Below are 25,260 nucleotides of genomic sequence, written 5' to 3' on the forward strand. Positions count from 1 at the left end.
GCTTGCTCACTCGGCTGTCCTCCTCTGCCACACCTCGGGTTGGGGCGCGGCCTGTTGCCGGACTTTGTTCCCGATGCTACGTCGGTATGTCAGTCTTCTCGGCTTTCGGTTCGACGCCGAGACCCTTGTTACCGCCGTCACATAGGCAGCCCTTACGGGCGCTGCCGAAGGTTACTCCTCGTACCGGCCCACGCTCTCTCGTCCGTCCGGATTGATGCGCTCGGACGGACGTCTTTTGGCCGGTCGTCGTGGCTTTCACGGCGAACGGGTGAAGGGAGCGCGGGTGTCACTTCAACGACTGTGAGTGACCGACAGAAAAATGTCACCCAGTGTCGGAATGGTGCGGACCGAACGTTAGGTCCAATCCCGATCCGGTGCCTCGCATCGCCGGGACGGAGGTGGGTAGGCGATCTCGGCGGGTAGTCCTGCGGTGACCCCGCAGACCGAACGAGGAGGAGCCATGACCGAGCCCACCGGCAACGCGGACCAGGAGCGGCGCTGGATCGACGGTGACCTGGAATCCGGTGCGGACCCCACCGGCCCCGCGGAGTCCACGCAAGCCAGCGAGGCCACCGCCACCCGGCCGACCGACACCGGCCGAGGAGAGCAGCCCGACCTTCAGCCGGCCGAGGGAACGATCACCGAGGAGTGAGAGTGCCCGGCCGCGCGCCGTGCCCGATTGAGCCGGACGGGCGTCATACGGGCAGGGCCGAGCCCGAGTTCGGGCAGGACGACCGGTCGCCTGTGCGCATCATCCGCCGCTGACCAGCGCTGATAACCATTCGCTAACCGGGCGCGGTCGGGCACCATTCCGCCCACACAACCTGTTGGAGCCGTTAAAGGGAGGTGTTAAACAAGTCACAGAACCGAGAAGAGCCCGAGTCGCCGTCGACTCGGACCGTCGCCGAAGGAGGCCCGGATGCGCGCCGAGGAACGCCAACACCGCATCCTCGCCCGGGCCCGGAGCGACGGCAGGGTCGAGGTCAGCGGCATCGCCGCCGACCTCGCCGTGGCCCCCGAGACCGTCCGCCGCGACCTGCGGCTACTCGAACAACACGGGCTGGTGCGCCGGACGCATGGCGGCGCCTACCCGGTGGAGAGCGCAGGCTTCGAGACGAACCTCGCCAACCGCGCCACGCTCCGAGTACCGGAGAAGCGGCGGATCGCTGCCGCCGCCGTCGAGCTACTCGGCGACGCCGAGACCATCTACATCGACGAGGGCTTCGGCCCGCAGCTCGTCGCCGAGGCCTTGCCGCCCGGACGTCCGCTCACCGTGATCACCGCGAGCATCCCGGTCGCCAGCCATCTGGCCACGAAGCCCGACACCACGGTCTACCTACTCGGCGGCCGGGTCCGCGGCCGGACGCTGGCCACCGTCGACCACTGGGCGACCCAGATGCTCGCCGGCTTCGTCATCGACCTCGCGTTCCTCGGCGCCAACGGCATCTCCCGTCGGTACGGCTTGACCACCCCGGACCCCGCGGTCGCCAACGTCAAAGCGCAGGTCGTCCGGGCGTCCAGGCGGAGGGTCTTCGCCGGCGTCCACACGAAGTTCGGTGTGAACAGCTTCTGCCGGTTCGCCTCGGTGGCCGACTTCGAAGCGATCGTCACCGACACCGGTTTGTCCGCCGTGGAGGCGCAGCGCTACTCCGTGCTGGGGCCCCAGGTGATCCGCGCATGATCCTCACCGTTACCCCCAACCCCAGCCTCGACCGCACGTACACGCTGACCGGCGTGCGGCTCGGTGAGCTCAATCGGGCCGCCGTCGACACCGTCGAAGCCAGCGGCAAGGGTGTCAACGTCGCACGGGCTCTGCACGCGGTCGGCGTCCGCACCGCCGTTGTACTGCCGGCCGGTGGGCCGGAAGGCGCCCAACTCGGATCACTGCTGGAGGCCGAAGGCCTCCTCCACCGGGTCGTGGTCACCGACGCGTCGGTCCGAACGAACATCACGCTGCTCGAACCCGGCCGCACCACGAAGATCAACGCGTCGGGCAGCCCGCTCACCGAGGCGGACGCCGACACGCTGGTCGCTGCGGTCGAGGACCTCGCGCTCGGCGCGGACTGGGTGGTCTGCTGCGGCTCCCTGCCGCCGGAGACGCCGCCCGCGTTGATCGGCCGCATCGTCGAGGCGGGCCGGCGGGCCGGCGCCCGGACCGCGGTGGACGCCTCCGGCCCGGCGCTGCGCGCGGCGGCCGAAGCCGGACCCGACCTGCTGGCACCGAACGCCGAGGAGCTTGCGGAGTTGACCGGCCGAGCCTTTCCGCCGGGTGGTCGTCCGCTCGTCCGCGCCGCGCTCGACGCTGCGCACACGCTGGCCGACGACACCGGAGGTGCGGTCCTGGTCAGCCTCGGGCCGGACGGGGCGCTCTGGGTCGACCCGGAGTCCGCGCTGCACGGGTCGAGCCCACCGGTGACCCCGGTGAACACGGCTGGCGCTGGGGACGCGCTGCTGGCCGGGTGGCTCGCCGGGGGCCCTGATTCGGCTGGGCGGCTCCGGACCGCCGTGGCCTGGGGTACCGCCGCCTGCCTGCTGCCCTCGACCGCGGGGGACGTCGCCGCGACGGCCGACCTGCGCCGCGTCCAGATCCATGACCTCGGGGTCCCCGCAGCTGGACCCTGACCTGCTTCACGCCGAGTAACAGCCCGTAGTACCCAACCCCCCTTTTCGACCCGCGGAGGCGCTCGTGGCTCGCGTTGGCTCCATGCCATTACGCAGAGTAGTTGCATCACTATCGTGTGTGGTTATTGCGTCGACGGCGCTGAGCGCCTGTAGCGGCGCGGGCGGCGGTGGGACGTCGAGCGACGGCAAGACCGTCAACGTCCTGATGGTCAACAACCCGCAGATGCTCGACATCCAGAAGCTGACCGCCGAGAACTTCACCAAAGAGACCGGCATCAAGGTCAACTACACGGTGCTGCCGGAGAACGACGTCCGGGACAAAATCAGCCAGGAGTTCTCCAGCCAGGCCGGTCAGTACGACGTCGCGACGATCTCGAACTTCGAGGTGCCGTCGTACGCGAAGAACAACTGGCTCGCCCCGCTCGACGACTACGTGGCCGAGGACACCGCGTTCGACCAGGACGACGTCCTCGGCTCGATGACGAAGTCGCTTACCGCCGAGGACGGCAAGCTCTACGCCGAGCCGTTCTACGGTGAGTCGTCGTTCCTCATGTATCGCAAGGACGTCTTCCAGGCCAAGGGTCTGACGATGCCGGAGAAGCCGACCTGGCAGCAGGTCGCCGACCTGGCGGCCAAGGCCGACAACGCGCAGCCAGGCATGCGTGGCATCTGCCTCCGCGGCCTGCCCGGCTGGGGTGAGGTGTTCGCGCCGCTGACCACCGTGGTCAACACCTTCGGCGGCACCTGGTTCGAGAAGGACTGGACGCCCAAGGTCAACGCGCCGGAGTTCGTCGAGGCCACGAACTTCTACGTGAACCTGGTCCGCTCGCACGGCGAGTCCGGTGCCCCGCAGGCCGGCTTCACCGAGTGCCTGAACAACATGCAGCAGGGCAAGGTCGCGATGTGGTACGACGCCACGTCCGCCGCCGGCTCGCTGGAGTCCAGCGACTCGCCGATCGCCGGCAAGGTCGGCTACGTCGAGGCGCCGGTCGTCAAGACGAAGAGCTCCGGTTGGCTCTACACCTGGGCGTGGGCGATCCAGAAGGCCAGCAAGCGCCAGGACAACGCCTGGAAGTTCATCTCCTGGGCGTCCAGCAAGAAGTACGAGGAACTGGTGGGTAACGAGCTCGGCTGGGCGCGCGTCCCGGCCGGCAAGCGGCAGTCGCTCTACGACAACCCGAAGTACCAGGACGCCGCCGCAGCGTTCTACGAGGTCACCGACCTCGCGATCACGAACGCCGACCCGGAGAACCCCGGTGTCCAGCCGCGCCCGGCGCCCGGCATCCAGTTCGTCGGCATCCCCGAATTCACCGACCTGGGGACGCAGGTCTCCCAGGAAGTGAGCGCGGCGATCGCCGGTCGCCAATCGGTGAAGGAAGCCCTGGACAAGGGCCAGGACCTGGCCCAGAAGGTCGCCGACAAGTACAAGTAACGGCCCCGCTCGGCCGGGCGCTGACCCCGCCCGGCCGGGCCCCACCTCCCGATGGCGCCTCGAAGGGGGTACGCATGACGGCCATCGCTCCGACCGCCCAGACCACGCCTGCGCGACCCGACCGCACGCCGACGGCGATGCGCCGGGCCGGGGACTGGTCCCGCCGGGCGCCGCTGCTGCCGGCGCTGGTCTTCCTGATCGTCATCACCCAGCTGCCGTTCGTCGCGACGCTGGTGATCTCGTTCATGGACTGGAACTCGCTCTACCCCGATCAGCGGGGCTTCGCCGGCGTCGGCAACTACGTCGACGTCTTCACCGACGCGACGCTGCGCGACTCGGTGATCACCACGATCGTCCTCACGGTCTCCGTCGTGCTGATCAGCCTGCTGCTCGGGCTTGGCATCGCGCTCTTGCTCAACCGGTCGTTCCGCGGCCGGGGTGCGGTGCGGACGCTGATGATCGCGCCGTTCCTGGTGGTCCCGGTGGCCGCGGCGCTGCTCTGGAAGCACGCATTGTTCAACCCCGAGTACGGCCTGCTGAACGGCGTCCTGACCTGGATCTCCGGGTCGGACGCACCACAGCCGGACTGGATCACCGAAGCGCCGCTCGCGGCGGTCATCGCGTCGCTGGTCTGGCAGTGGACGCCGTTCATGATGCTGATCCTGCTGGCCGGGTTGCAGAGCCAGCCGCTGGACGCCCTGGAGGCCGCGAAGGTCGACGGTGCTTCGGCGCTCCAGACGTTCCGGTACCTCACGCTGCCGCACATGCGGCGGTACCTGGAGCTGGGCGCGTTACTCGGCTCGATCTACATCGTCCAGAACTTCGACGCGGTGTTCACGCTGACGTCCGGTGGCCTGGGCACGGCGAACCTGCCCTACACGATCTACACCACGTTCTACCAGGCACACGACTACGGGCGCGCATCCGCCGCGGGCGTCGTCGTGGTGGCCGGGACGATCGCGATCGCCACCTTCGCGCTGCGGGTCGTCTCTTCCTTGTTCCGCGAAGAGGAGGGTCGGGCATGAGCACCGTCATCGCGACCAAGCCGGAGACTGCGGCACCGCACAAGGCAAAGGCGACGAGGCCGGGCGCAGCACGCGGCAGAGGCGCGCCGCTACTGGGGCTGCTGGCCTGGATCGTCGGCATCCTGTTCTTCCTGCCGGTGGCGTGGATGGTGCTCACCGCGTTCCACAGTGAACAGGACGCCGCCACCAACCCACCGTCGGTCGCTGCCGACCTGACGCTCCAGGGCTTCCGCGAGTTCTTCGGCGCCACCAGCGGCGCCTCCCCGTGGCCGCCGTTGATCAACTCGGCGACCGCGTCGATCGTCTCGACGCTGCTCGTGCTGGCGCTCGCGATTCCGGCGGCCTACGCGCTGTCGATCCGCCCGGTGCGCAAGTGGACCGACGTGCTGTTCTTCTTCCTCTCGACGAAGATGCTGCCGGTCGTCGCCGGTCTGCTGCCGGTATACCTGATCGCGCAGCAGGTCGGGATGCTCGACAACGTCTGGACGCTGGTCATCCTCTACACCTCGATGAACCTGCCGATCGCGGTCTGGATGATGCGGTCGTTCCTCGCCGAAGTGCCGATCGAGATCCTGGAGGCCGCCGCGATCGACGGCGCCGGGCTGCTCACCGTGCTCCGGAGGGTGATCGTGCCGGTGGCGATGCCGGGCATCGCGGCCACCGCATTGATCTGCTTTATCTTCAGCTGGAACGAGATGCTGTTCGCCCGGGTCCTCACCGGCGTCGTCGCGCAGACCGCTCCGGTGTTCCTGACCAGCTTCGTCACCAGCCAAGGCCTGTTCCTGGCCAAGGTGTGCGCCGCCGCCACGGCGATCTCGCTTCCGGTGCTGGCCGCCGGATTCGCCGCCCAGGACAAGTTGGTCCAAGGGCTATCGCTCGGCGCCGTGAAATAGCCCTTTCTCCTTGGAGCTGCACCATGAAAGCTGCCGTCATCAGCGGAATCGGCACCATCGAGGTGACGACGGTCGACGACCCGACGCCCGGCCGCCGCGAAGTCGTCGTCGACGTCGCCGCCTGCGGCCTCTGCGGGACCGACCTGCACATCTTGCAGGGCGAGTTCGCGCCTACGCTGCCGGTCGTGCCCGGGCACGAGTTCGCCGGCGTGATCGCCGAGGTGGGTGCCGACGTCACCGAGCTGGCGGTCGGTGACCGGGTGGCGGTGGATCCGTCGCTCTACTGCTACGAGTGTCACTACTGCCGCCTCGGCAAGAACAACATGTGCGAGCGGTGGGCGGCGATCGGCGTCACCGCAGCCGGTGGTGCCGCCGAGTACGCGGTCGCGCCGGTCGCGAACTGCGTCAAGCTCCCCGACCACGTCCGCACCGAGGACGCGGCGCTGATCGAGCCGCTGTCCTGTGCGGTGCGCGGGTACGACGTCCTGAAGTCGCAGCTCGGTGCCCACGTGCTGATCTACGGCTCGGGGACGATGGGCCTGATGATGCTTCAACTGGCCAAGCGCGTCGGTGCGGCCAGCGTGGAGATCGTCGACCTCAACCCGGAGCGGCTGAAGACCGCGTCGTTGCTCGGGGTCTCCGGGGTCGCCGCGACCCCGGACGAGTTCGACCGCCCGCGCGGCTGGGAGCTGGTGATCGACGCGACCGGCAACGCGAAGGCCATTCAGGACGGACTCGGCAGGGTCGGCAAGGGCGGCACGTTCCTGCAGTTCGGAGTCTCGGACTACGCGGCCAGGGCCACGATCGAGCCGTACAAGATCTACAACCAGGAGATCACGATCACCGGCTCGATGGCCGTGCTGAACAGCTTCGAGCGGGCCGCCGAGCTGTTCGCGACCGGCGTCCTCGACCCGGACGTCTTCATCTCCGATCGGCTGCCGCTCGACCAGTACGGGGCTGCCCTGGAACAGTTCGCGGCGGGGAAGGGGCGAAAGATCGAGGTCCTTCCGTGATGGGGTGGTGAGACGTTGTTACTGGGTATCGACGCCGGGCAGACCGTGATCAAGGCGGCGCTGTTCGACCTGTCCGGGCGGGAAGTCGCGGTCGCGCGTGGGACCACGGCGGTGTCGTCGCCGCACCCGGGCTGGCAAGAGCGGGACATGGACGCCGCCTGGGAAGCCACCGCCGATGCGGTGCGGCGCGCGCTGCACGCCGCTGACGTCGATCCCACGGCGGTACTGGCGGTGGGGCTCTGCGGCCACAACGACGGGGCGCACCTCGTCGACGCCGACGGGCGGCCGGTGCGCCCGGCGATCCTGGCGACGGACAGCCGGGCGACGTCGGAGGCCGAGGCGCTCCGGAAGGCGGCCGGGGACCGGGCGTTGACGCTGACCGGCCAGGTGCCCTGGCCGTGGAACCCCGCCGGGTTGCTCACCTGGTTACGCGCGAACGAGCCGGCGGCGCTGGGGGCCGCCGACGCGCTGCTGTACTGCAAGGACTGGTTGCGTCTGAACCTGGTCGGCGAGGTGGGCACCGACCCCACCGACGCCAGCGCGTTCGCGACCGACCTGTGGACGCAGGAGTGGTCGACGGCCGTGCTGGAGCTGTACGGGCTCGACGACCTCGCCCGGTTGTTACCACCGATGCGAGGTTCCGCCGCCGTGGTCGGAGGGGTCACGGCGGAGGCCTCGGCACGCACCGGCCTCCGGGTCGGCACCCCGGTCGTGACCGGCGCCCACGACGTCGACGCCAATGCGCTGGGCATCGGCGCGACGGGCACCGGGGCGGTCAGCCTGGTGCTCGGCACGTTCAGCATCAACCAGGTCGTCGGCAACGCGCCGGTCGCCGATCCCCGCTGGCAGGCGCGCACGTTCTTCCCCGACGGCGGGGCCGCGCGGTGGCTGCACATGTCGACGTCGCCGAGCGGGGCGTCGAACCTGGAGTGGGCGGTTCGGCAGTTCGGGTCGCACTCGTACGAGGAGGCCATCGCGGCGGCCTCGGATCGGGACCGGGGGTTGGTGCCCCGTGCCGACGACCCGATCTACCTGCCGTTCCTCTACGGGGCGCCGGTGCCGTCGACTGGAGCCGGGCTGGTCGGGCTCCGCGGCTGGCACGGCATCGGCGACGTCTACCGGGCCGTGCTGGAGGGCGTCGTGTTCAACCACCGCTGGCACGTGTCCGCACTGGGTTCGTCGTTCCCGCTGGTCGGAGCGGCCCGGCTGTGCGGCGGCGGGGCGCGGAGCGAAGCCTGGTCCCAGCTGCTGGCCGACGCCCTCGGGCTCCCGGTGGAGGTCACCGACGCGTCCGAGGCCGGTGCGCGGGGCGCCGCGATGCTCGCCGGCGTCGGCGTCGGGGCGTACGCGGACCTCGGCGAGGCGGTGGAGGCCTGCGTCCGGGTGGTGCGTCGCCACGAGCCGGAGCGGAACCTGGACGAGCGGTACGCCAGGTACCTGGCGGTAGCCGAAGCGCTGGCCTGACAGCGGTCTTCCTACGGCAGAGCGGCGCGGCGGTGCCCGCGGGGCCCGGGGAATCGGGCGATCATTTTGTGGATTCGCCTGACACGGATCCCGCGTGCTCCGAATATGAGTCGCACTCACGTTCCTGGCGTCGTCGCCGACTGCCGCTTCTCCGCGCCGTAAGGACGGTCGATGGCCGTTAACCCTCCCGACCAGGTCGCCCAACGGTCCGCGCTGGACGAGCCGACGCGTTCTCCCGGCGGCCGCTGGCTGACGTCCTGGACCCTCGGCCACTTCGCGTTCTTCATGGTCATGTTCGCGGCCGCCCAGGTGGTGCTGCCGCGGCAGGCCGAGGCCATCTCACCCGACCACAAAGAGGCCGTGGTCAGCGTCGTCACGCTGGTCGCCGCGCTCTGCACGATCGTGGCGAACATCGTTGTCGGCGCGTACTCCGACCGGACGCTGGCCCGGCGGGGACGGCGGCAGATCTGGGTGCTCGTCGGTGCGGTGATCACGATTGCCGGTCTGCTGATCCAGGGTCACCAGCAGACGGTGGTCGGCATGGTGGCGATCTGGGCCCTGGTGCAGGTCGGCCTCTCGTCGATCAGCGCAGCGCTCACCGCTGCGCTACCCGACGAGGTACCGGTCACCGAACGAGCGCGGGTGTCGTCGCTCTGGGGCATCGCGTCGGCGGCCGGGCCGCTGATCGGGATCGCGCTGGTCAGCACCGTCGCGACCGGGATCGTCTCGGCGTATCTCGTGCTGGCCGTGTTCACCGTGTTGTTCGCGTTCCCGTTCGCGCTCTGGACGCGCGGGGTGCCGCTGACCCCCGCGGAGCGCCCGACCACGTCGTTCCGGACGATGGTGGCGGGCACGATCGCGCCGTTGAAGCACGCCGACTTCGCCTGGGCATGGACCGGCCGGTTCTTCATCCAGCTCTCGAACGCGCTGGCCCAGGTGTACCTCTGGTTCTTCCTGCGGGACCGGGTCGGCGTCGACCCAGACCTCTGGACGCTCTACTTGGCGCTGCTCTACACCGGCGGCGCGGTCGCGGCCGCGATCCCGGCCGGGCGCATCTCCGACCGCACCGGACGTCGCAAGATGCTGGTCGTGGTGTCGTCGGTGCTGCAGGGTATCGCCGCGATCTTCTACATGGCGTGGCCCACGACCTGGGCGGCGATCGTCGGGTCGTTGCTGCTCGGCATCGGGTTCGGGTGTTACGCCGCGGTCGACCAGGCGCTGATCACCCAGGTGCTGCCGAGTGCGCAGGACCGGGGCAAGGACCTCGGCGTCATCAACATCGCGAACAACCTGCCGTACGTCTTCGCCGGCGTCATGGGAGGGGCGGTACTGACGTTCTTCGGGCGCGATGACTGGGGCTACCCGGTGCTGTACGCCCTGTCCCTGATCACCGCACTCCTCGCCGCGCTCACCGTCCAGCCGATCAAGAGCGTCCGCTAGCCGCTCCGCGCCGTGTGGTGGGGGCGGGGCGGAGCTAGAGGCGGTGCGCCTCGGTGATGCGGCGGAGGAACGTCTTGGTGCGCTCCTGCTGCGGACTCCCGAAGACCTCGGCGGAGGTACCGCGCTCGTGGACGCGGCCGTCGGCGAGGAAGCAGACCTGGTCGGCCACCTCCCGCGCGAACCCCATCTCGTGCGTCGCGATCACCATCGTCATTCCGTCGTCCTTCAACCCGCGGACGACCTCCAGCACCTCCCCGACCAGCTCCGGGTCGAGCGCCGCGGTGATCTCGTCCAGCAGCAGGAGCTTCGGGTCGGTGGCGAGCGCCCGCACGATCGCGACCCGCTGCTGCTGCCCACCGGAGAGTCGATCGGGGTAGTCGTCCGCCTTGCCGGCGAGCCCGAGCCGATCGAGCAAGGCGCGAGCGCGGTCCTCGGCCACCCGCCGGGAGACCCCGTGTACCCGGCGCGGCGCCAGCGTGATGTTGTCCAGGACGGACAGGTGCGGGAACAGGTTGTACGCCTGGAACACGACGCCGATCTGTTTGCGGACGTCGTCGGCGTCCACCCGGGGGTCCGTGATCTCCTGCCCGTCCAGCCAGATCGCGCCGTCGTCCACGGTCTCCAGCAGGTTCGCGCACCGCAGCAGCGTCGACTTGCCCGAGCCGGACGCCCCGATCAGCACCGTGACCGTGTGCGGCGCCACGTCCAGGTCGACGTCGTCCAGCACGACGTGCGTCCCGAACACCTTCCGGACGCTCTCCAAGCGCAGCACCGGCGAACTCACACCACACCACCCTGCGATTGCCGACGGTTCATCCGCGCGGTGACCCAGTCGGTGAGCCGGGTCATCGGGATCGTCAGCGCCACGAACACCAGCCCGGCCACGACGTACGACGTGTAGTTGAAAGTCTGGCCGGTGAAGATCTGCGCGGCGTAGACCGCGTCCACCGCCCCGGCGATCGACACCAGCCCGGTGTCCTTCTGCAGCGATACCAGGTCGTTGAGCAACGGCGGAACGACTCGCCGGACGGCCTGCGGCAACACGACGTACCGCATCGTCAGCCGCCAGTTCAGCCCCAGCGACCGGGCTGCCGCCCGCTGCGAGGGGTGCACCGACTCGATCCCGGCCCGGAACACCTCGGCGACGTAGGCCGAGTACGTCAGCACCAGCGCGGCGCCACCCAGGTAGATCGGATTGTTCGTCACCCCGGTCAGCCGCAGAGCGGGCACCCCGTAGACCATCAGCAGCAGCGTGATGATCACCGGCAGGCCACGGAACAAGTCGGTGTAGATCGTCGCCAGTGCGCGCAGCGGGAAGAACACCGGCCCGCGTAGCGTCCGCAGCAGGGCGAGCAGCAGGCCGAACGCGAGGATGACCGCCCCGCAGAAGATCAGCAGGCGGATGTTGAGCCAGAGACCCTCGAGGATCGAGGGGAACGACTCCTTCGCGTACTCCCAGCTGAAGAACGTCTCCCGGACGCGCTGCCAGCCGGGCGAGCTGACGATGCCGACGACCAGCGCGACGACGACGATCAGCGAGCTGCCGCCCGCGATGCCGGCCGAGCGCAGCGTCCGGGAGCGGCGGTACCGCTCCCGGGCGACTTGCCGTTCGCTTTTTACATAACTCACTTCAGGACGGGCGCGTTCGTGGCCTTCGACAGCCACTCCTGCTCGATGCTCGCGAGCTTGCCGTCCTTGCGCAGGGCGTCGACGGCACCGGAGACGCAGGTGGTGAGCTTCGAGCCCTTGTCGAGCACGAGGCCGAACTGCTCCGGCGTCCCGACGGTGTTCTCGAACTGGCCGACGACCGCCGCGTCGGTGATCTCGGCGCCGGTGATGTAGAACGCGGTCGGCAGGTCGACGACGATCGCGTCCACCTGACCGTTCTTCAGCGCGGTCTTGGCCAGGTCGTTCTTCTGGTAGATCGAGGGCTTACCGGTCGGCTTGATGACGTCCTCGATCACGCCCAGCGACGTGGTGCCGACCTGCGCCCCGAGCCGGTACTGCTTCAGGTCTGCGATGCTCTTCGCCTTCGCGGCCGGCGAGCTCTTCAGCGCGATGACCGCCTGCCGGACGTCGTAGTAGCCGGACGAGAAGTCGACCGCGTTCTTCCGCTCGTCCGAGATGCTGACCTGGTTGATGTCGAAGTCGAACGTCTTCTTGCCCGGCGCGATCGCGTTGTTGAACGGCACGGTCACCCAGGTCACCTTGTCCTTGGGGTAACCGAGCTGGTCGGCCACGGCGTAAGCCACCGCGGACTCGAAGCCCTTGCCGTTCGTCGGGTCGTCGTCGACGTACCAGGGTCCGTACGCCGGCTTGTCGGTCCCGATCGTCAGCGTGCCCGACTTCTGCGTGGGGAGCGATCCGGGCGCGCACTCGGACGACGCGGAGGCGCTCGCCGTGGTCTCGGTGTCTTCGTCGGCCGGCGCGCAGCCGGCGGTCCCCAGTGCGACGAGCAGAGTGAGGGCCAAGGCGCGAACGGCGGCCACAGGGAGAGAGGCGCGGGTCATCGAATCTCCGACTCGAACGGTAGGAAATAACGCTGCGCCAGCGTACGTCGCTGACCGGGACGCGACACCCCACCGGGGGCGCGTTGCAGCAGAACCGTAATGAGCCTGGTCACCGACTCAATTCCGCTTTCAAGGCGAGCGCCACATTCAGGAAGATTTCGTCCTGCTCGTGAGCGCTCAACGCGGTCAACGGTCGCTTCACCGAGTTGGCCGCGTGGAACCGGGCCAGGTCCGGCTGGTGGTCGAACAGGCACGGGTTGACGACGATCGGGATGATCCGGCAGCCACCGGCGGCCGCCGCCTGCAACAGCTGGGGCAGCTCGATCTCGCTGATGAACTCCGAGATCAGGAAATCCGTGCTGACCAGCACGATCGCGACCTGCGCCCGGTCCAGCGCGGTCGCGATCTCCGCGCGCCAGTCGTCGCCGGCCACCACCCGCCGGTCCGACCACAGGTCGATCGTGCGATCCCGGACGAGCGGCCGCAGGTGCCTGTCGAGGCGCTCCAGCCACGCCTGGTCCCGGTGGCTGTAGCTGACGAAGACCTGGTCGCGGACGCGCGGCCGGCGTTTCCCGACCAGTTCGTAGAGCCGATCGACCGAGAGTCGACGCAGGTAGAACAGCAACTGCGGATCCTCGACGACGAGGTGCCCTGGGCTGGGGTCGTAGTGCAGGTGGGTAGCGGCCTCGGCGTCCACGTCGCCCAGCCCGTCGGGGCACTTCTCCGCCAGCGTGGCGAAGCCCGGCCAGAGTTCCCGGTCGGCCTGCTCGACCCGAACGATGCCGTCGGCGCCGGTCCGGCCGGCGTCGCGCAGTGCGGCCAGCAGAGCGACGCATCCGGTCGCGTCGGCGCCGTCCAGTGCGGCGAACCGCCGCAGCGCCGGGCCGTACTTACGCTCGCAGGCCTTGAGCACCTCGGTCAGCGCGAGGCCGATGTCGGTGGCGATCGGCGTCCGGTCGGCCCGCGTCCGCTCGATCCGGTAACCGGCCGCCAGCTCCCAGCAGAGCATCTGGGCGGTGAGGAGGCTTCCGGCGGCGGCCAGGACGATCTGCGAGCGATCGGCGAACGCGATGTTGAGCGCCTGCTCGCCCTTACGAATCATCTCGTCGATCGTCGCGTCGCTCACCGCGGGGAGCCGGAAGACGTCGATGCGGGTGGCGACGTCGTGGCCGAGTTGGACCAGGCTGTCGCCGGTGCCGGGGATGCCGATCAGGATCAGCTTGCTGTCGGACTCCTCGTCGGCCAGCACCTTGAGGTAGTCGACGAGCTCGGTCCGGAGCGCGTGCGGCAGACGGTGCACGTCGTCGACGGCGATCGTGCCCTGGTGGCCGTCCGGGAGCCGGGCGATCCGGGGCAGGTCGGCTCGGCGACGGCCGGAGAGCACGGTCGGGCTCAGCCGGGGGTCCAGCCGTTCGATCGCCCGGACGAGCAGCGTGGTCTTGCCGATGCCGGACGGCCCTTCCAGCACGATGCCTCGACCGGGCGCCCGGAGAGCCGACACGAACCGGGCGAAGTCCGGCGGCTCGACGAACGTCAGCGTGGGAGTTCCGCTTCGCTTGAACACCTCTTCCAGCGCGTAGCGGCCGACCTCGACCGGAGGCGGCTCCCAGGTGCGTTCGTCCTCGGAGATCGGCGGCGCGAACTCCCGGGTGACGTCGCCGAGGACGGGCCGTGACCATCCGGCCCGGCGCTGCTCGGAGAGCTGCTGGCAGACCAGGCGGACGCCGTCGACGATGCTGCGGATCCCGTCGTCCCGGTTCTCCCAGCGGCTCAGCGGCTTGCCGCGGGGCAGCGCAGGCACGTGCCCCGGCGGCAGGCTCTCCCAGGGCACCGGCGCGAGCAGGATCGGGATCACGACGGTCCGTCCGGCGCTCTGCCGCGCCCGGATCCGCGCGAACTCCGGGCTCTCCAGGTAGCCGTGGTTGATCAGATTCCGGCTGACGCAGACCACCACCAGGTCGGCGTCCTCGGGATGGATCTCCCGTTCGGGTTCCGCGGACGGTCGCTGCAGGAGCGTGATCAGCGAGACGGTCATCGGTGCCGCCCACGACTCCCCGGCGGTGGGCCGGTAGACCCGCCAGACGCTCGTCGCCGCCAGCAGCGACTCCGGGAGCGTGTGCAGCGCGCCGGCGAGCGGTGCGGCGAGGTGCGCGTCGTCCGGGCCCACGACGACGGCCGCCCGAGGCGGAATCCGCGGTGGCCTGACCGGCCGCTCCTCGGCCGGCTCCGTGACCAGGAACGACCGTAGGTGGTGGCGGAGGAGGTCGACGGCCGACGTCGGGGTCGTCCTGGTGAGGTCGAGGTACTGGTAGTCGCGGAGCGGCGGCGGTAACGGCAAGCGTTCGACGAGCAGCGGCACCAGCCGGATGCGGCCACGAGCGGCCAAGTCGTCGGCGGCCGGCCAGAACTGGCCGCACTCGGAATCGGCGAAGTAGTGCTGGGTGAGCACGAGGAGCACCAGGGGCACCTGCCCGGTGGGGACGTCGGAGGCCGTGGTCACGGTGCGGGCCGGCCCTGCTCCGAGCTCGGCCAGCACGCTCGTCAGCCGTTCGACCCAGGCGGCGTCGGCGTCGGCGGCGCTGATCAGGTAGTCGACCGCTCTCGCCCCCTCTCGGTTGCGTTGAGCGACAGCGTAGTGACGTCATCCGAAAAGGCGCGCGGTCCGGCGTCCGGCTCGTGCCGTTAGCGGGGAAACCACCGCCGACCTGCAGAAGAAGCGCGTCGGAAGGTTGACGAATACGCGTGTCTACTGGCGGAAAGCGCCTACACTCGGTCGCCGATCAGGGGTTGTGAAAACGGACGGAGTCAGCACAGTGGGCACGGGCCCGACCGAGCAGGACGACACGCGCGACATCCCCATCAGTCGACCGGTTCCGGGGGTGTCCCGGAAGCCGCCGGGACGGCGGATGAGCTCGATGAAAGTCCGTCTGGGGATGATCGGAGCACTGTCGCTGACGGTCGCCGCGTGCGGTAGCGACGCCGACGATGACGACGAGGTCACCGCGTACTGCGTGAACCAGAACACCTACCAGTCCGACGGCTCCTACCAGGTCATCGACGACGACTACTGCGACGACGACGGCTACCACGGCAGCCACGGCGGGTACTTCTGGTACTACGGCGGCGTCTACAAGGGCTCGCGCATTCACAAGGGCACTACGGTGAAGCCCAAGGGCGCGCACATCACCACGACGAGCGGCAAGACCATCCAGCGCGGCGGATTCGGCAGCCGCTCCTCCAGCGGCGGCGGCTGACCGACCGTGCGCCGCGAATCGTCCACTCCGCGTCCGGGGTGGGAGCAGATCATCGAAAGCCAGGGCCTGGCGTACCACCGCACCTCGCACCCGGAGCACCTGACCCGTCCGTACTGGGACGAGTCCGTCCACTACACGTTCACGATGGACGAGGTCCTCGCCATCGAGGCGGACGTCGAGACGCTCCACCAGATGTGCCTGGAAGCCGTCGAGCACGTGATCACGACCCAGCGCTACATCGATTTCGGCATCCCCGGCTGGGTGGTGCCGTCGATCGAGGCGTCGTGGCGGCGCCGCGACCCGCACCTGTTCGGGCGCTTCGACCTCCGGTACGACGGATCCGGCCCGGCGAAGATGCTGGAGTACAACGCGGATACCCCCACCAGCCTGGTCGAGACGTCGATCATCCAGTGGTACTGGAAAGAGGACGTCTACCCCGGCGACGACCAGTGGAACTCGCTGCACGAGCGGCTGGTCGACGGCTGGAAGCGGATCGCCGCCAGGGCGCCCTCCGGGCCCATCCACTTCACCTGGACCAACGAGGACGAGTCCGGTGAAGAAGTGATGACGATCGCGTACCTCCAGGAGACCGCCGAGCAGGCCGGCCTGGACGGGCTCTCGATCGCGGTGGAGGACATCGGCTGGCACTACGGGCTGAACCGCTTCGTCGACCTGGACGAGCGGGTGATCAGCACGATCTGCAAGCTCTATCCCTGGGAGTGGGCGGTCGACGACCTGTTCGGCCGCAACGTCATCGACGCGCTGCCGACGATGACCTGGGTCGAGCCGATCTGGAAGATGCTGCTTTCGAACAAGGCACTGCTGGCGGTGCTCTGGGAGATGTATCCCAACCACCCCAACTTGATGCCGGCGTACCTGCGCACCCCGGGTCCCTTGCTCAGCTACATCCAAAAGCCCTTGCTCGGACGCGAGGGCGCGAGCATGCAGATCGTGACGCCGTCCGGAAGCCAGGCGACGTACGGCCAGTACGGTGCCGAAGGGTTCGTCTACCAGGAGTTCTGGGCGCTGCCCGAGTTCGACGGCCAGCGTCCGGTGTTGGGCGCCTGGATCGTCGAGGACGAGTCCGCCGGGCTGGGCATCCGGGAGACCACCGGCCTGATCACGGACGACACGTCCTCATTTGTTCCCCACCGCATCATTACTTCGAAGTGAGAGGCAGCATGGCGACCGAGGAAGTTGTGGCGCTGGACAGCACGTACTGGAACGCGGTCGGCGAGGGGGCCGGCTCGATCGTGGCGTACGCGGCGCTGGGCCTCGTGCTGCTCCTCGTCGGCTACTACGCGATCGACCTGGCGACGCCGGGCAAGCTGTCGGTGATCATCCGGGACGAGCGGAACATCAACGCGACGGTGCTCGCCTCGTGCGCCGTGTTCAGCGTCGCGCTGATCATCGTCGCCGCGATCTGGTCGTCGGGCGGGCGCCTCGTGGAGGGCCTGATCTCGACCGCGATCTTCGGCCTGATCGGGATCATCGCGCAGGTGGTCGCCGCGTTCGTGTTCAACATCCTGGCCCGGATCGACGTGCGTCGTCTGGTGCACGACCCGAGCGTGAGCCCGGCCGCCGTGCTGCTCGGCGTCACCAACATCGCGATCGGCCTCGTGACCGCGATGGCGGTCGTCTGAGCCCCTCCCGCTGAGTTACGCCGAATCCGTCTCCACCCGGGCTGTGGAGGCGGATTCGGCGTAACTGGGCGGTTAGGCTGCGGGCGTGGACGGATACCTGGGGCAGTACGCGACTCTGGGACTGCTGCTGGTCGTCGGGATCGGGTTCGTCGCGGTGTCGTTCGGGGCGAACCGCCTGCTCGCGCCGCGCCGTCCCACGCCGGCGAAGCTGTCGACGTACGAGTGCGGCGTCGACCCGGTCGGCGGCGACTGGGCGCAGGCCCAGATCCGGTACTACGTCTACGCGTACCTGTACGTGCTGTTCGCGGTCGAGAGCGTGTTCCTCTTCCCCTGGGCGGTCGTGTTCGACCGCCCAGGGTTCGGCGTCGTGACGCTCGTCGAGATGGGGATCTTCCTCGGAGTGCTGGCGCTCGGCCTGCTCTACGCCTGGCGCAAGGGCGTCCTGCGCTGGACTTAGTGGATCGCGGTGACCGCCGCGCGGACCTTCTCGGCGGCCGCCAGCACGTCTGGTGAGGTGCGGAGCGTCGCCAGGTCGTCGGCGGGGTCGGACGCGATCGGGAGGTCGAGGATCACCCGTCCGGGGCGGGGGCTCATCACCAACACCCTGGTGGAGAGCAGCACGGCCTCCTCCACGCTGTGCGTCACGAACAGTACGGTTCGTTCCTCCGCCGCCCAGAGCGCACGCAGCTCGGCCTGCAGCTTCTCCCTGGTCAGCGCGTCCAGGGCGCCGAACGGCTCGTCCATGAGCACGGTCGACGGCTCGGTCGCCAGTACCCGGGCGATCTGGCAACGCTGCTGCATACCGCCGGAGAGTTCGTACGGCGCGGCGTCCGCGAAGTCGGCGAGGCCGACCAGCTCGAGGTACCGGCGGGCGGTCTCCCGCCGCTCCGCCCGCGGCACGCGTCGCATCTTCAGGCCGAACTCGACGTTTCCCGCGACCGACAGCCACGGGTAGAGGCTGGGTCGCTGGAAGACGACGCCACGCTCCGGCGCCGGCCCGGTGACCTGGTCCCCGTCCACCTCCACGGTGCCGCTCGTGGCCCGCACGAAACCCGCCACGATGCGCAGCAGCGTCGTCTTGCCGCAGCCCGACGCCCCGACCACCGACACGAACTCACCCGGCTGGATCGTCAGGTCGGTCCGGTCCAGCGCCTGCACGCTGCCGCTGCGCCCCTGGTAGGTGTGATCGACCCCGGAGAGTCGCACGCGCGGCGTCACGTCAACTCTTCGGGACGGACTTGGCGAAGGACTCGTCCACGGCGTCGTCGTACGCCTTCTCGGCGCGGACGGTCGTGATCTCACCCAGCTCCTTGTTGAACTCGGCGGTCGCGAACAGGTTGTCCGGCAGGCCGCCGGCCAGGTACTCGTCGCCGGCCTGATCCGCGGCGTTGACGAAGATCAGGTCCTCCATCTGCGCCTTCGCTTCGGCGGGAGTGATCGACAGCTCGGCCGCGATCGCCTCGGACGCCGCCGTCGGGTCGTCCTTGATCAGCGTGACGGCCTTGTCCTGCTGGGCGACCCAGGTCTTCACCGCGTCCGGGTACTTCTCGGCGAACTCGTCGGTGACCACGCCGAGGTCGTAGGTCGTCTTGCCCTCCTTCGCCAGCTCGGCGCTGCTGACCAGCGTCTTGCCGCCGTCGGCGAGGAGCTTGGCCAGCACCGGGTTCCAGACGTAGGCGCCGTCGATGTCGCCGCGCGTCCAGGCGGCGAGGATCGCGTCCGGCTCGGAGTCGATGACCTTGACCGACTTCGAGTCCAGGCCGGCTTTCTGGAGTGCGGCGAGCAGGCTGTAGTGCGACGTAGAGGCGAACGGCGTCGCGATCGTCTTGCCTTTGAGGGACTTGACGTCGGTGAGGCCGCCCTTGACGACCAGGGCCTCGGCGTCGCCGATCACGTCGAAGATCCACGGCACCCGGTACTTGATCCCGGACGAGATCCCGCGGGACGCCGGGCTCGAGCCGACCAGGCCGATGTCGACCGAACCGGCCTGGATCGCCTCGTTCACCGAGCCGCCGGAGTCGAACAGCTTCCACTCGATCGTGGTGTCGGAGCCGAACGCCTCCTCCAGCCACTTGTTGTGTTTGACGACGAGGTCGCCGTTCGGGATCTGCTGGTAGCCGATCACGATCTTGCTCGGTGCGCCGCCGGCCGCGGTGTCCTCGTCGTCACCGCCACAGGCGGCGGCGGTGACGAGCAGAGCGGCGGCCGCCGCGGCCGCGAGCACGCGGCGGAGGGGGTTACGCATGCGAGGTTCCTTCATTCGGGGGTGGGGGAGGTCGGACAGGTCGCAGCGGTCGCCCTGTGGCGAGCGCAGCAGGGGCGTCAGGTACGGCCGGACCAGGGGACGAGCGCGCGTTCGATCAGGCGGAGCGCGGCGTCCAGAGCCAGCGCGGTGAGGCCGATCGTGATCACGCAGACGATCGCGACGTCGGTCAGCAGTTCCTTCTTGGTGGCCCACGCCAATCCGCCGATGCCGGGGATGCCGTTCGACGTCTCGGCGGCGACGATCGTCGTCCAGGCGAAACCCATCGCGATCCGGACGCCGGTGAGCACGTCCGGGACCGTCGCGGGCAGCACGGTGTGCAGGACGAGCTGCAGGCGGCTGGCGCCCAGCGATCGCGCGGACTCCAGGTACTCGCCGGGGATGCGCCGCACGCCGGCGAGCGTCGCCAGCGTGATCGGTGGGAACGAGGCGATGAACAGCAGCCAGATCTTCGAGTCGTCTTCGATCCCGAACCAGATGATCAGCAGGCTGAAGTAGGCCAGGGGCGGCAGCGCCCGGAGGAAGTCCACGTACGGCTCGACGACGGCGCGGATCGGCGGCACGGTCGCGAGCACCACCCCCAGCGGAACGCCGAAGACGATCGCCCAGAACAGCCCGCGGAGGATCCGCCAGAGGCTGGCCCAGAGGTGTTCCCAGAGGTAGTAGCCCTGGATGCCGGGCAGGCCGTTGTGCGAGGTCACCGAGTAGACGAACGCGTCCCAGACTCGCCCGGGCGACGGCAGGAAGATCGGGTCCCAGATCTCGGCTGCGGCCACAGCCCACCAGACGGCGAGCAGCACGACGACCGAGAGCAGCACCGAGAGCAGCCGCCGGAGCGGCGCACCGCCACGCCGGGGTCGCCGCGTCGGGGCCGGCGCGGGACCGATCGACGGGTCGGGAATCTCCGCCACCACGCCAGGGCTCTGCACCACGTCCATCGCCTCCACCGAACCTATCTGATCGATAGGCATAGTGCCTGGTCGGAGACGCTGCGGGAAATCCCTGTCCCAGCAGGCGGTACGCCGGGCGGCCGACGTCTGCGGAGGCGGGGACGAAACGGTTCAACTACCCTCGGCCGGTATGGAGAGCCGAAAGCTGGGACGGACGGGTCGGAACGTCAGCGTCGTCGGGTTGGGCTGCTGGCAGCTGGGTGCCGACTGGGGCGAGGTCGACGAGCAGGACGCGCTCGGGGTGCTCGCCGCGGCCGTCGACGCCGGCGTGACCTTCTTCGACACCGCTGACGTCTACGGGGACGGCCGGAGCGAGCGGCTGATCCGGTCCTACTTCGAGACCGGTGCCGCCGCTCCGGGCATCACGGTGGCGACCAAGGCCGGACGCCGGGCCGACCCGTTCGTCCCGGAGCAGTACACCGAGGCGAACCTGCGCGCCTGGATCGACCGGTCACGGCAGAACCTCGGTGTCGACACGCTCGACCTGGTGCAGCTGCACTGCCCGCCGACGCCGCTCTACTCCGACGACCGAGTGTTCGAGGTCCTCGACGCGTTGGTGGCCGAGAAGACGATCGCCGCGTACGGCGTCAGCGTGGAGACCGCGGAGGAGGCGCTCACCGCGATCGCACGCCCGGGAGTGGCCACCGTCCAGATCATCCTGAACGCGTTCCGCCTCAAGCCGCTGGAGCGCGTCCTGCCCGCTGCCGCCGAGGCAGGCGTCGGGATCATCGCTCGGGTGCCGCTGGCCAGCGGGTTGCTCTCCGGCAAGTACGACGAGCAGACGACGTTCGCGGCCAACGATCACCGGTACTACAACCGGCACGGCGAGTCGTTCGACGTCGGCGAGACGTTCTCGGGCGTCCCGTACGAGGTCGGTCTGGCGGCCGTGCGGGAGCTGCGCGGCGTGGCACCGGAGGGGTGGAGCTCCGCGCAACTCGCGCTGCGCTGGATCATCGACCAGCCGCAGGTCAGCACCGTCATCCCCGGCGCACGCAACCCCGAGCAGGCGCGGGCCAACGCGGCCGCCGGTGAGCTGCCCGCGCTGCCGGCCGAGGCCCACGCCGCCGTCGCGGAGGTCTACGAGCGGCTGATCAAGCCGCACGTCCACGACCGCTGGTGAGTCAGCTGCGGGCGTTGCGCATTTCGGTCGCCGGAACTCGCAACGCCCGCGGTGAAGCCTCGTAGGCTCACGGTGTGGCCATCGATCTGCCGACTCCGACCCGCCAGGACCCCGCCGTCCGGGGCGCGGGGCCGACGCTGCCCGACCCGATCAAGTTCGTCCTGAACTGGGGTCGGAAGTACTCCCTCTGGGTGTTCAACTTCGGCCTGGCGTGCTGCGCCATCGAGTTCATCGCGACCTCGATGGCGCGGCACGACTTCATCCGGTTCGGCGTCATCCCGTTCGCGAACGGGCCGCGCCAGGCAGACCTGATGGTCGTCTCCGGGACGGTCACCGACAAGATGGCGCCGGCCGTCCGGCGTCTCTACGACCAGATGCCGGAGCCGAAGTACGTCATCTCGTTCGGTTCGTGCGCGAACTGCGGCGGTCCGTACTGGGACTCGTACTGCGTCACGAAGGGCGTCGACCAGATCATTCCGGTCGACGTCTACGTGCCGGGTTGCCCGCCGCGGCCGGAGGCGCTGCTGCAGGGCATCCTGCGGTTGCAGCAGAAGATCGCGGACGAGTCGGTGTCGCTGCGTGGGGGCGCGCGCCCCGGACCGGAGCCGACCGCCGCCGCGCTGAACGCGCCGCCGGTCCGCCCCTGATTCGCCCCAGATCCGGCCGCATGACGGGCTCTCAGGCGGGCTGGGGTGCCACCTCGCGTCCGGGCTCACGCGCCTCGGCGACGGTCCGGTCGAGGGACCGGGACACGAACGTGAGGGCCAGCGCCCCCAGCAACATCCCCACGCCGACCCAGACCGGCGCCCGGTATCCGAGGCCGGCCGAGATCGCGGCGCCGCCCGCCCAGGGCCCGATCGTGTTCCCGACGTTGAACGCCGAGGTGTTCACCGCGCTGGCCAGCGTCGGGGCCTGGGCTGACAGCAGGAACACTCGCGCGTTCAGCGCCGCTGCGGCGGAGTACCCGGTGATCCCCATCAGGAGCAACAACGCGACGGTCGCCACGGCGTATCCGGCGAGCGTGGCCAGCGCCGCCATCACGACCAGCAGTGCCACGAACGAGATGTGCAGGTTGGTCAGCGCCCCGCGGTCGGCGAACCGTCCCCCGATCAGGTTGCCGAGGAAAGCCCCGATCCCGAACATCAGCAGGAGCACCGGTACCGCCGCCTCCGAGAGCCCGGCGACGTCGGTGATCAGCGGAGCGGCGTAGCTGAACGCACCGAACATCGCGGCGGCGTAGAGGACGGTGGTCGCCAGCGACACCCAGAGCCTGCCGTTCCGGAACGTGCGCAGTTCGTCGCGCAGCTGCGGCACCTGGTCGGTGCGTGACCCGGCCGGCACGTACAGCACGACGCCGACCAGCGAGATCAGCGCGATGACGCCCACCGCCCAGAACGTCGCCCGCCAACCCAGCCACTGCCCGAGCCAGGTTCCGGCCGGGACGCCCAGCACGTTCGCCACGGTCAGACCGCCGAGCAGCACCGAGAGCGCCCGTGCGGTCCGGTCCGGCGTCACCGCACGGACCGCGGTCACCGAGGCCACGCCCCAGAACGCGCCGGTCGCGACCGCGGTCACGACGCGCGCGACCAGCAGGACGCCGTAGTTCGGGGCGAGCGCTCCCAGCGCCTGGCCGGCGATGAAGAGGATCAGCGCGCCGATCAGCGTCGTCTTGCGGGGCAGCCGTAGGCAGGCTGCGGTGAGCGTCGGCGCGCCGATCACCATGCCGATCGCGAACGCGGAGATCAGACCGCCGACCGCCGGGACGCTGACGTCCAGGTCGTCGGCGATCAACGGGAGCAGCCCCGCGATCATGAACTCGGTGGTGCCCAGCCCGAAGATGCTGAGCCCCAACACGTAGACGACGACCGGCACCAGTGATTCCCTTCATTCTGCAATGATCAGTTCAAAACTGCGCCGACGACCGTCGCGGCGGACCAACGACGAGATCAGGCGCGGAGGGCCGCGCAGGTCACCTCCACCACGTCGGTCAGCTGGTCGCGCGGGGCCGCCGCCCGGCCCTGCACCCGCAGGCCGCTGATCGCGCCGTGGACGAACCGCGCCAGTGCGGCCGCACTCTGGCGGGACGAGATCGACCCGTCGGCCTGGCCGCACGCGATCGTGGCCGCGATCCGGCTCACGAAGTCGTCCATCAATCGGCGGACGGTCTCCGTGGTCGCGGCGTCGTGCGGAGCGCGCTCGACCGCGGTGCGGGTGACCAGGCACCCGGTGGAGTTCGGCCGGGCCTCGTCGTCCACCGTGGCGAGCAGTAGGGCGCGGATCCGCTCGTAGCCGGTGCCGGGACCGTCCAGAATGGCGCTGGAGTCGTGCGACTGCAGCTCGGCGAAGCGGTCGAGGCATTGCGAGTAGAGCGCGTCCTTGCTGTCGAACGCGTTGTAGAGGCTCGACCGGCCGAGGCCGGTGCTGTCGCAGAGGTCCTGCGCCGACGTCGCCTCGTAGCCGCGCGCGCAGAACGCCTGCATGGCGGCGTCGATCGCTTCGCTCGGGTCGAACCCCTTCGGGCGTGGCACGCGCCCACGCTAACCCGTTTCGGAACGGCCGGTCCAATTCATTTCCGGTCGCTGCGCGTCCGCCTCCCGTTACCGTTGGTCGATGGGTAGCCGGTCGTCGCCTCGCGTCGTGGTGCTCGGTGCCGGCGCCGCCGGTCTCACCACCGCGCTGTGTCTCGCCGAGGCGGGCACTCCGGTCCGATTGATCGCCGACCGCCCGCCCGAGCGGACGACGTCGGCGGTGGCCGGGGCGTTGTGGGGCCCCTACATCGCCGAGGACGTGCGCGTGCTGAGCTGGGGCCTGCACTCGCTGGGCGAGTTCCGTGCGCTTTCGGAGGACGCCCGCTCCGGTGTCCGCCTGGCCCGCGGGCTCGAGGCGGCCGCCAGCTACCAGCCACCGCCGGACTGGGTGCGCGGGATGGACGGCTTCGCGCACGTGCCGCGCGTTCTCTTACCGGCCGGGTTCGTCTCCGGGTGGCGGTACACCGCGCCGATCATCGACATGCCGGTGTACCTGCGGTATCTCGTCGGGCGGCTGGCCGCGCTCGGCGTCCGGGTCGAGCTGGTTCCCGCGCTGGGCTCTCTGGACGCCGTCGCCGAGCTCGGTGACGTGGTCGTGAACTGCGCCGGGCTCGGCGCCCGGGAACTCGTGCCGGATCCGAGCCTCTGCCCGGTTCAGGGGCAGCTCGTGGTCGTCGAGAATCCGGGCGTCGACGAGTTCTTCTCGGACTACCCGGGCTGCGACCAGCCGACCTACGTCCTGCCGCAGGACGATCGAGTGGTGCTGGGCGGTTCGGTCCGCACGGGAGTCGAGTCGACCGATCCCGACCCGACGATCTGCGCCGAGATCCGGGCTCGGTGCGCGGCGATCGTTCCGGAGCTGGCCACTGCCCGGATCGTCGAGCACCGCGTCGGCCTGCGCCCGGTCCGGCCCACCGTCCGGCTGGAGCGGGTCGTGCACCGGGGCGCGACGATCGTCCACAACTACGGCCACGGCGGTTCGGGCATCACGGTCTCGTGGGGCTGTGCCGCGGTGGTGCTTGATCTCCTGGGATGAGCCGGGCTTCTGGACGAGCCGGGCCTGCTGCCAGTGCCGAACCCGGCGGACACCCTACGATCGGGCC

At 69.7% G+C, this 25,260-nt stretch carries 25 protein-coding genes; 16 read left to right on the forward strand and 9 right to left on the reverse strand.

Features of this window, described 5'->3' with window-relative positions; all coding sequences use genetic code 11:
- The first annotated feature begins 460 nt into the window (after nucleotides 1-460).
- From ABEB28_RS36755 to ABEB28_RS36795, 9 genes are all read left to right on the forward strand, one after another.
- Complete coding sequence (locus tag ABEB28_RS36755; RefSeq protein WP_345732905.1) at nucleotides 461-652, forward strand: hypothetical protein; 192 nt, start codon at nucleotides 461-463, stop codon at nucleotides 650-652.
- Between the two features lie 267 nt (nucleotides 653-919).
- Complete coding sequence (locus ABEB28_RS36760; protein ID WP_345732906.1) at nucleotides 920-1,681, forward strand: DeoR/GlpR family DNA-binding transcription regulator; 762 nt, start codon at nucleotides 920-922, stop codon at nucleotides 1,679-1,681.
- Nucleotides 1,678-2,622, forward strand: a complete 945-nt coding sequence (locus ABEB28_RS36765; RefSeq protein WP_345732907.1) for a 1-phosphofructokinase family hexose kinase — start codon at nucleotides 1,678-1,680, stop codon at nucleotides 2,620-2,622. The genes ABEB28_RS36760 and ABEB28_RS36765 overlap by 4 nt, the downstream gene beginning before the upstream one ends.
- Nucleotides 2,623-2,704: 82 nt before the next feature.
- The gene (locus ABEB28_RS36770) at nucleotides 2,705-4,054 is read left to right on the forward strand and encodes an ABC transporter substrate-binding protein (RefSeq protein WP_345732908.1); all 1,350 of its coding nucleotides are present in this window, start codon (nucleotides 2,705-2,707) and stop codon (nucleotides 4,052-4,054) included.
- A 74-nt stretch (nucleotides 4,055-4,128) separates the two neighbouring features.
- Nucleotides 4,129-5,079, forward strand: a complete 951-nt coding sequence (locus ABEB28_RS36775; RefSeq protein WP_345732909.1) for a carbohydrate ABC transporter permease — start codon at nucleotides 4,129-4,131, stop codon at nucleotides 5,077-5,079.
- Nucleotides 5,076-5,972, forward strand: a complete 897-nt coding sequence (locus tag ABEB28_RS36780) for a carbohydrate ABC transporter permease (protein ID WP_345732910.1) — start codon at nucleotides 5,076-5,078, stop codon at nucleotides 5,970-5,972. The genes ABEB28_RS36775 and ABEB28_RS36780 overlap by 4 nt, the downstream gene beginning before the upstream one ends.
- Before the next feature lie 23 nt (nucleotides 5,973-5,995).
- Nucleotides 5,996-6,985, forward strand: coding sequence for a zinc-dependent alcohol dehydrogenase family protein (locus ABEB28_RS36785; RefSeq protein ID WP_345732911.1), 990 nt, complete (start codon nucleotides 5,996-5,998; stop codon nucleotides 6,983-6,985).
- A gap of 15 nt (nucleotides 6,986-7,000) precedes the next feature.
- Nucleotides 7,001-8,449, forward strand: a complete 1,449-nt coding sequence (locus ABEB28_RS36790) for an FGGY-family carbohydrate kinase (protein WP_345732912.1) — start codon at nucleotides 7,001-7,003, stop codon at nucleotides 8,447-8,449.
- 171 nt (nucleotides 8,450-8,620) lie between these two features.
- Nucleotides 8,621-9,889, forward strand: a complete 1,269-nt coding sequence (locus ABEB28_RS36795) for an MFS transporter (RefSeq protein ID WP_345732913.1) — start codon at nucleotides 8,621-8,623, stop codon at nucleotides 9,887-9,889.
- 34 nt (nucleotides 9,890-9,923) lie between these two features.
- Here the strand turns inward: ABEB28_RS36795 and ABEB28_RS36800 are convergent, their stop codons facing one another.
- From ABEB28_RS36800 to ABEB28_RS36815, 4 genes are all read right to left on the reverse strand, one after another.
- Nucleotides 9,924-10,673: an amino acid ABC transporter ATP-binding protein gene (locus tag ABEB28_RS36800; RefSeq protein WP_345732914.1), complete on the reverse strand. Its 750-nt coding sequence runs from the start codon at nucleotides 10,671-10,673 to the stop codon at nucleotides 9,924-9,926.
- Nucleotides 10,670-11,554, reverse strand: a complete 885-nt coding sequence (locus ABEB28_RS36805; RefSeq protein ID WP_376981931.1) for an amino acid ABC transporter permease — start codon at nucleotides 11,552-11,554, stop codon at nucleotides 10,670-10,672. The genes ABEB28_RS36800 and ABEB28_RS36805 overlap by 4 nt, the downstream gene beginning before the upstream one ends.
- Entirely contained in the window at nucleotides 11,515-12,399 is an 885-nt protein-coding gene (locus ABEB28_RS36810; protein ID WP_345732916.1) for an ABC transporter substrate-binding protein, read from the reverse strand. Before ABEB28_RS36810 ends, ABEB28_RS36805 begins: the two co-directional genes overlap by 40 nt.
- 109 nt (nucleotides 12,400-12,508) lie before the next feature.
- A complete protein-coding gene (locus tag ABEB28_RS36815; protein WP_345732971.1) occupies nucleotides 12,509-14,986 on the reverse strand; it encodes a TIR domain-containing protein in 2,478 nt (825 codons plus the stop codon).
- A 328-nt stretch (nucleotides 14,987-15,314) separates the two neighbouring features.
- On the opposite strand from ABEB28_RS36815, the gene ABEB28_RS36820 reads away from it, so the two are divergent.
- The 4 genes from ABEB28_RS36820 to ABEB28_RS36835 all read left to right on the forward strand — a co-directional run bounded on the left by ABEB28_RS36820 (nucleotide 15,315) and on the right by ABEB28_RS36835 (nucleotide 17,753).
- On the forward strand, nucleotides 15,315-15,653 hold the full coding sequence (locus ABEB28_RS36820; protein WP_345732917.1) for a hypothetical protein: 339 nt from the start codon (nucleotides 15,315-15,317) through the stop codon (nucleotides 15,651-15,653).
- A 6-nt stretch (nucleotides 15,654-15,659) separates the two neighbouring features.
- The gene (locus ABEB28_RS36825) at nucleotides 15,660-16,826 is read left to right on the forward strand and encodes a glutathionylspermidine synthase family protein (protein ID WP_345732918.1); all 1,167 of its coding nucleotides are present in this window, start codon (nucleotides 15,660-15,662) and stop codon (nucleotides 16,824-16,826) included.
- Nucleotides 16,827-16,834: 8 nt separating this feature from the next.
- Nucleotides 16,835-17,296: a DUF350 domain-containing protein gene (locus ABEB28_RS36830; protein ID WP_345732919.1), complete on the forward strand. Its 462-nt coding sequence runs from the start codon at nucleotides 16,835-16,837 to the stop codon at nucleotides 17,294-17,296.
- 85 nt (nucleotides 17,297-17,381) lie between these two features.
- Nucleotides 17,382-17,753 carry an NADH-quinone oxidoreductase subunit A gene (locus ABEB28_RS36835; RefSeq protein WP_345732920.1) on the forward strand — a complete coding sequence of 124 codons (372 nt, stop codon included), beginning with the start codon at nucleotides 17,382-17,384 and terminating at the stop codon, nucleotides 17,751-17,753.
- Here ABEB28_RS36835 and ABEB28_RS36840 read toward each other — a convergent pair.
- The 3 genes from ABEB28_RS36840 to ABEB28_RS36850 form a co-directional block, all read right to left on the reverse strand.
- Nucleotides 17,750-18,514: an ABC transporter ATP-binding protein gene (locus ABEB28_RS36840; RefSeq protein WP_345732921.1), complete on the reverse strand. Its 765-nt coding sequence runs from the start codon at nucleotides 18,512-18,514 to the stop codon at nucleotides 17,750-17,752. The two genes, ABEB28_RS36835 and ABEB28_RS36840, sit on opposite strands and share 4 nt — an antisense overlap.
- Nucleotide 18,515: 1 nt before the next feature.
- Nucleotides 18,516-19,541 (reverse strand): taurine ABC transporter substrate-binding protein, encoded by a 1,026-nt coding sequence (locus tag ABEB28_RS36845; RefSeq protein WP_345732922.1) that lies wholly within the window; start codon nucleotides 19,539-19,541, stop codon nucleotides 18,516-18,518.
- A gap of 77 nt (nucleotides 19,542-19,618) precedes the next feature.
- The gene (locus ABEB28_RS36850; protein ID WP_345732923.1) at nucleotides 19,619-20,497 is read right to left on the reverse strand and encodes an ABC transporter permease; all 879 of its coding nucleotides are present in this window, start codon (nucleotides 20,495-20,497) and stop codon (nucleotides 19,619-19,621) included.
- A 142-nt stretch (nucleotides 20,498-20,639) separates the two neighbouring features.
- On the opposite strand from ABEB28_RS36850, the gene ABEB28_RS36855 reads away from it, so the two are divergent.
- Together ABEB28_RS36855 and ABEB28_RS36860 are read left to right on the forward strand one after the other, a co-directional pair.
- Nucleotides 20,640-21,629, forward strand: coding sequence for an aldo/keto reductase (locus ABEB28_RS36855; protein ID WP_345732924.1), 990 nt, complete (start codon nucleotides 20,640-20,642; stop codon nucleotides 21,627-21,629).
- An 86-nt stretch (nucleotides 21,630-21,715) separates the two neighbouring features.
- On the forward strand, nucleotides 21,716-22,276 hold the full coding sequence (locus ABEB28_RS36860) for an NADH-quinone oxidoreductase subunit B (RefSeq protein ID WP_376981935.1): 561 nt from the start codon (nucleotides 21,716-21,718) through the stop codon (nucleotides 22,274-22,276).
- Between the two features lie 31 nt (nucleotides 22,277-22,307).
- Here the strand turns inward: ABEB28_RS36860 and ABEB28_RS36865 are convergent, their stop codons facing one another.
- Nucleotides 22,308-23,501 carry a Cmx/CmrA family chloramphenicol efflux MFS transporter gene (locus ABEB28_RS36865; protein ID WP_345732925.1) on the reverse strand — a complete coding sequence of 398 codons (1,194 nt, stop codon included), beginning with the start codon at nucleotides 23,499-23,501 and terminating at the stop codon, nucleotides 22,308-22,310.
- Nucleotides 23,502-23,575: 74 nt separating this feature from the next.
- The gene (locus ABEB28_RS36870; protein WP_345732926.1) at nucleotides 23,576-24,157 is read right to left on the reverse strand and encodes a TetR/AcrR family transcriptional regulator; all 582 of its coding nucleotides are present in this window, start codon (nucleotides 24,155-24,157) and stop codon (nucleotides 23,576-23,578) included.
- 82 nt (nucleotides 24,158-24,239) lie between these two features.
- Here ABEB28_RS36870 and ABEB28_RS36875 point away from each other — a divergent pair, with 82 nt between their 5' ends.
- Complete coding sequence (locus ABEB28_RS36875) at nucleotides 24,240-25,193, forward strand: FAD-dependent oxidoreductase (RefSeq protein WP_345732927.1); 954 nt, start codon at nucleotides 24,240-24,242, stop codon at nucleotides 25,191-25,193.
- Nucleotides 25,194-25,260 lie beyond the last annotated feature (67 nt).

It is taken from the genome of Cryptosporangium minutisporangium (assembly GCF_039536245.1).
Taxonomy (GTDB): domain Bacteria; phylum Actinomycetota; class Actinomycetes; order Mycobacteriales; family Cryptosporangiaceae; genus Cryptosporangium; species Cryptosporangium minutisporangium.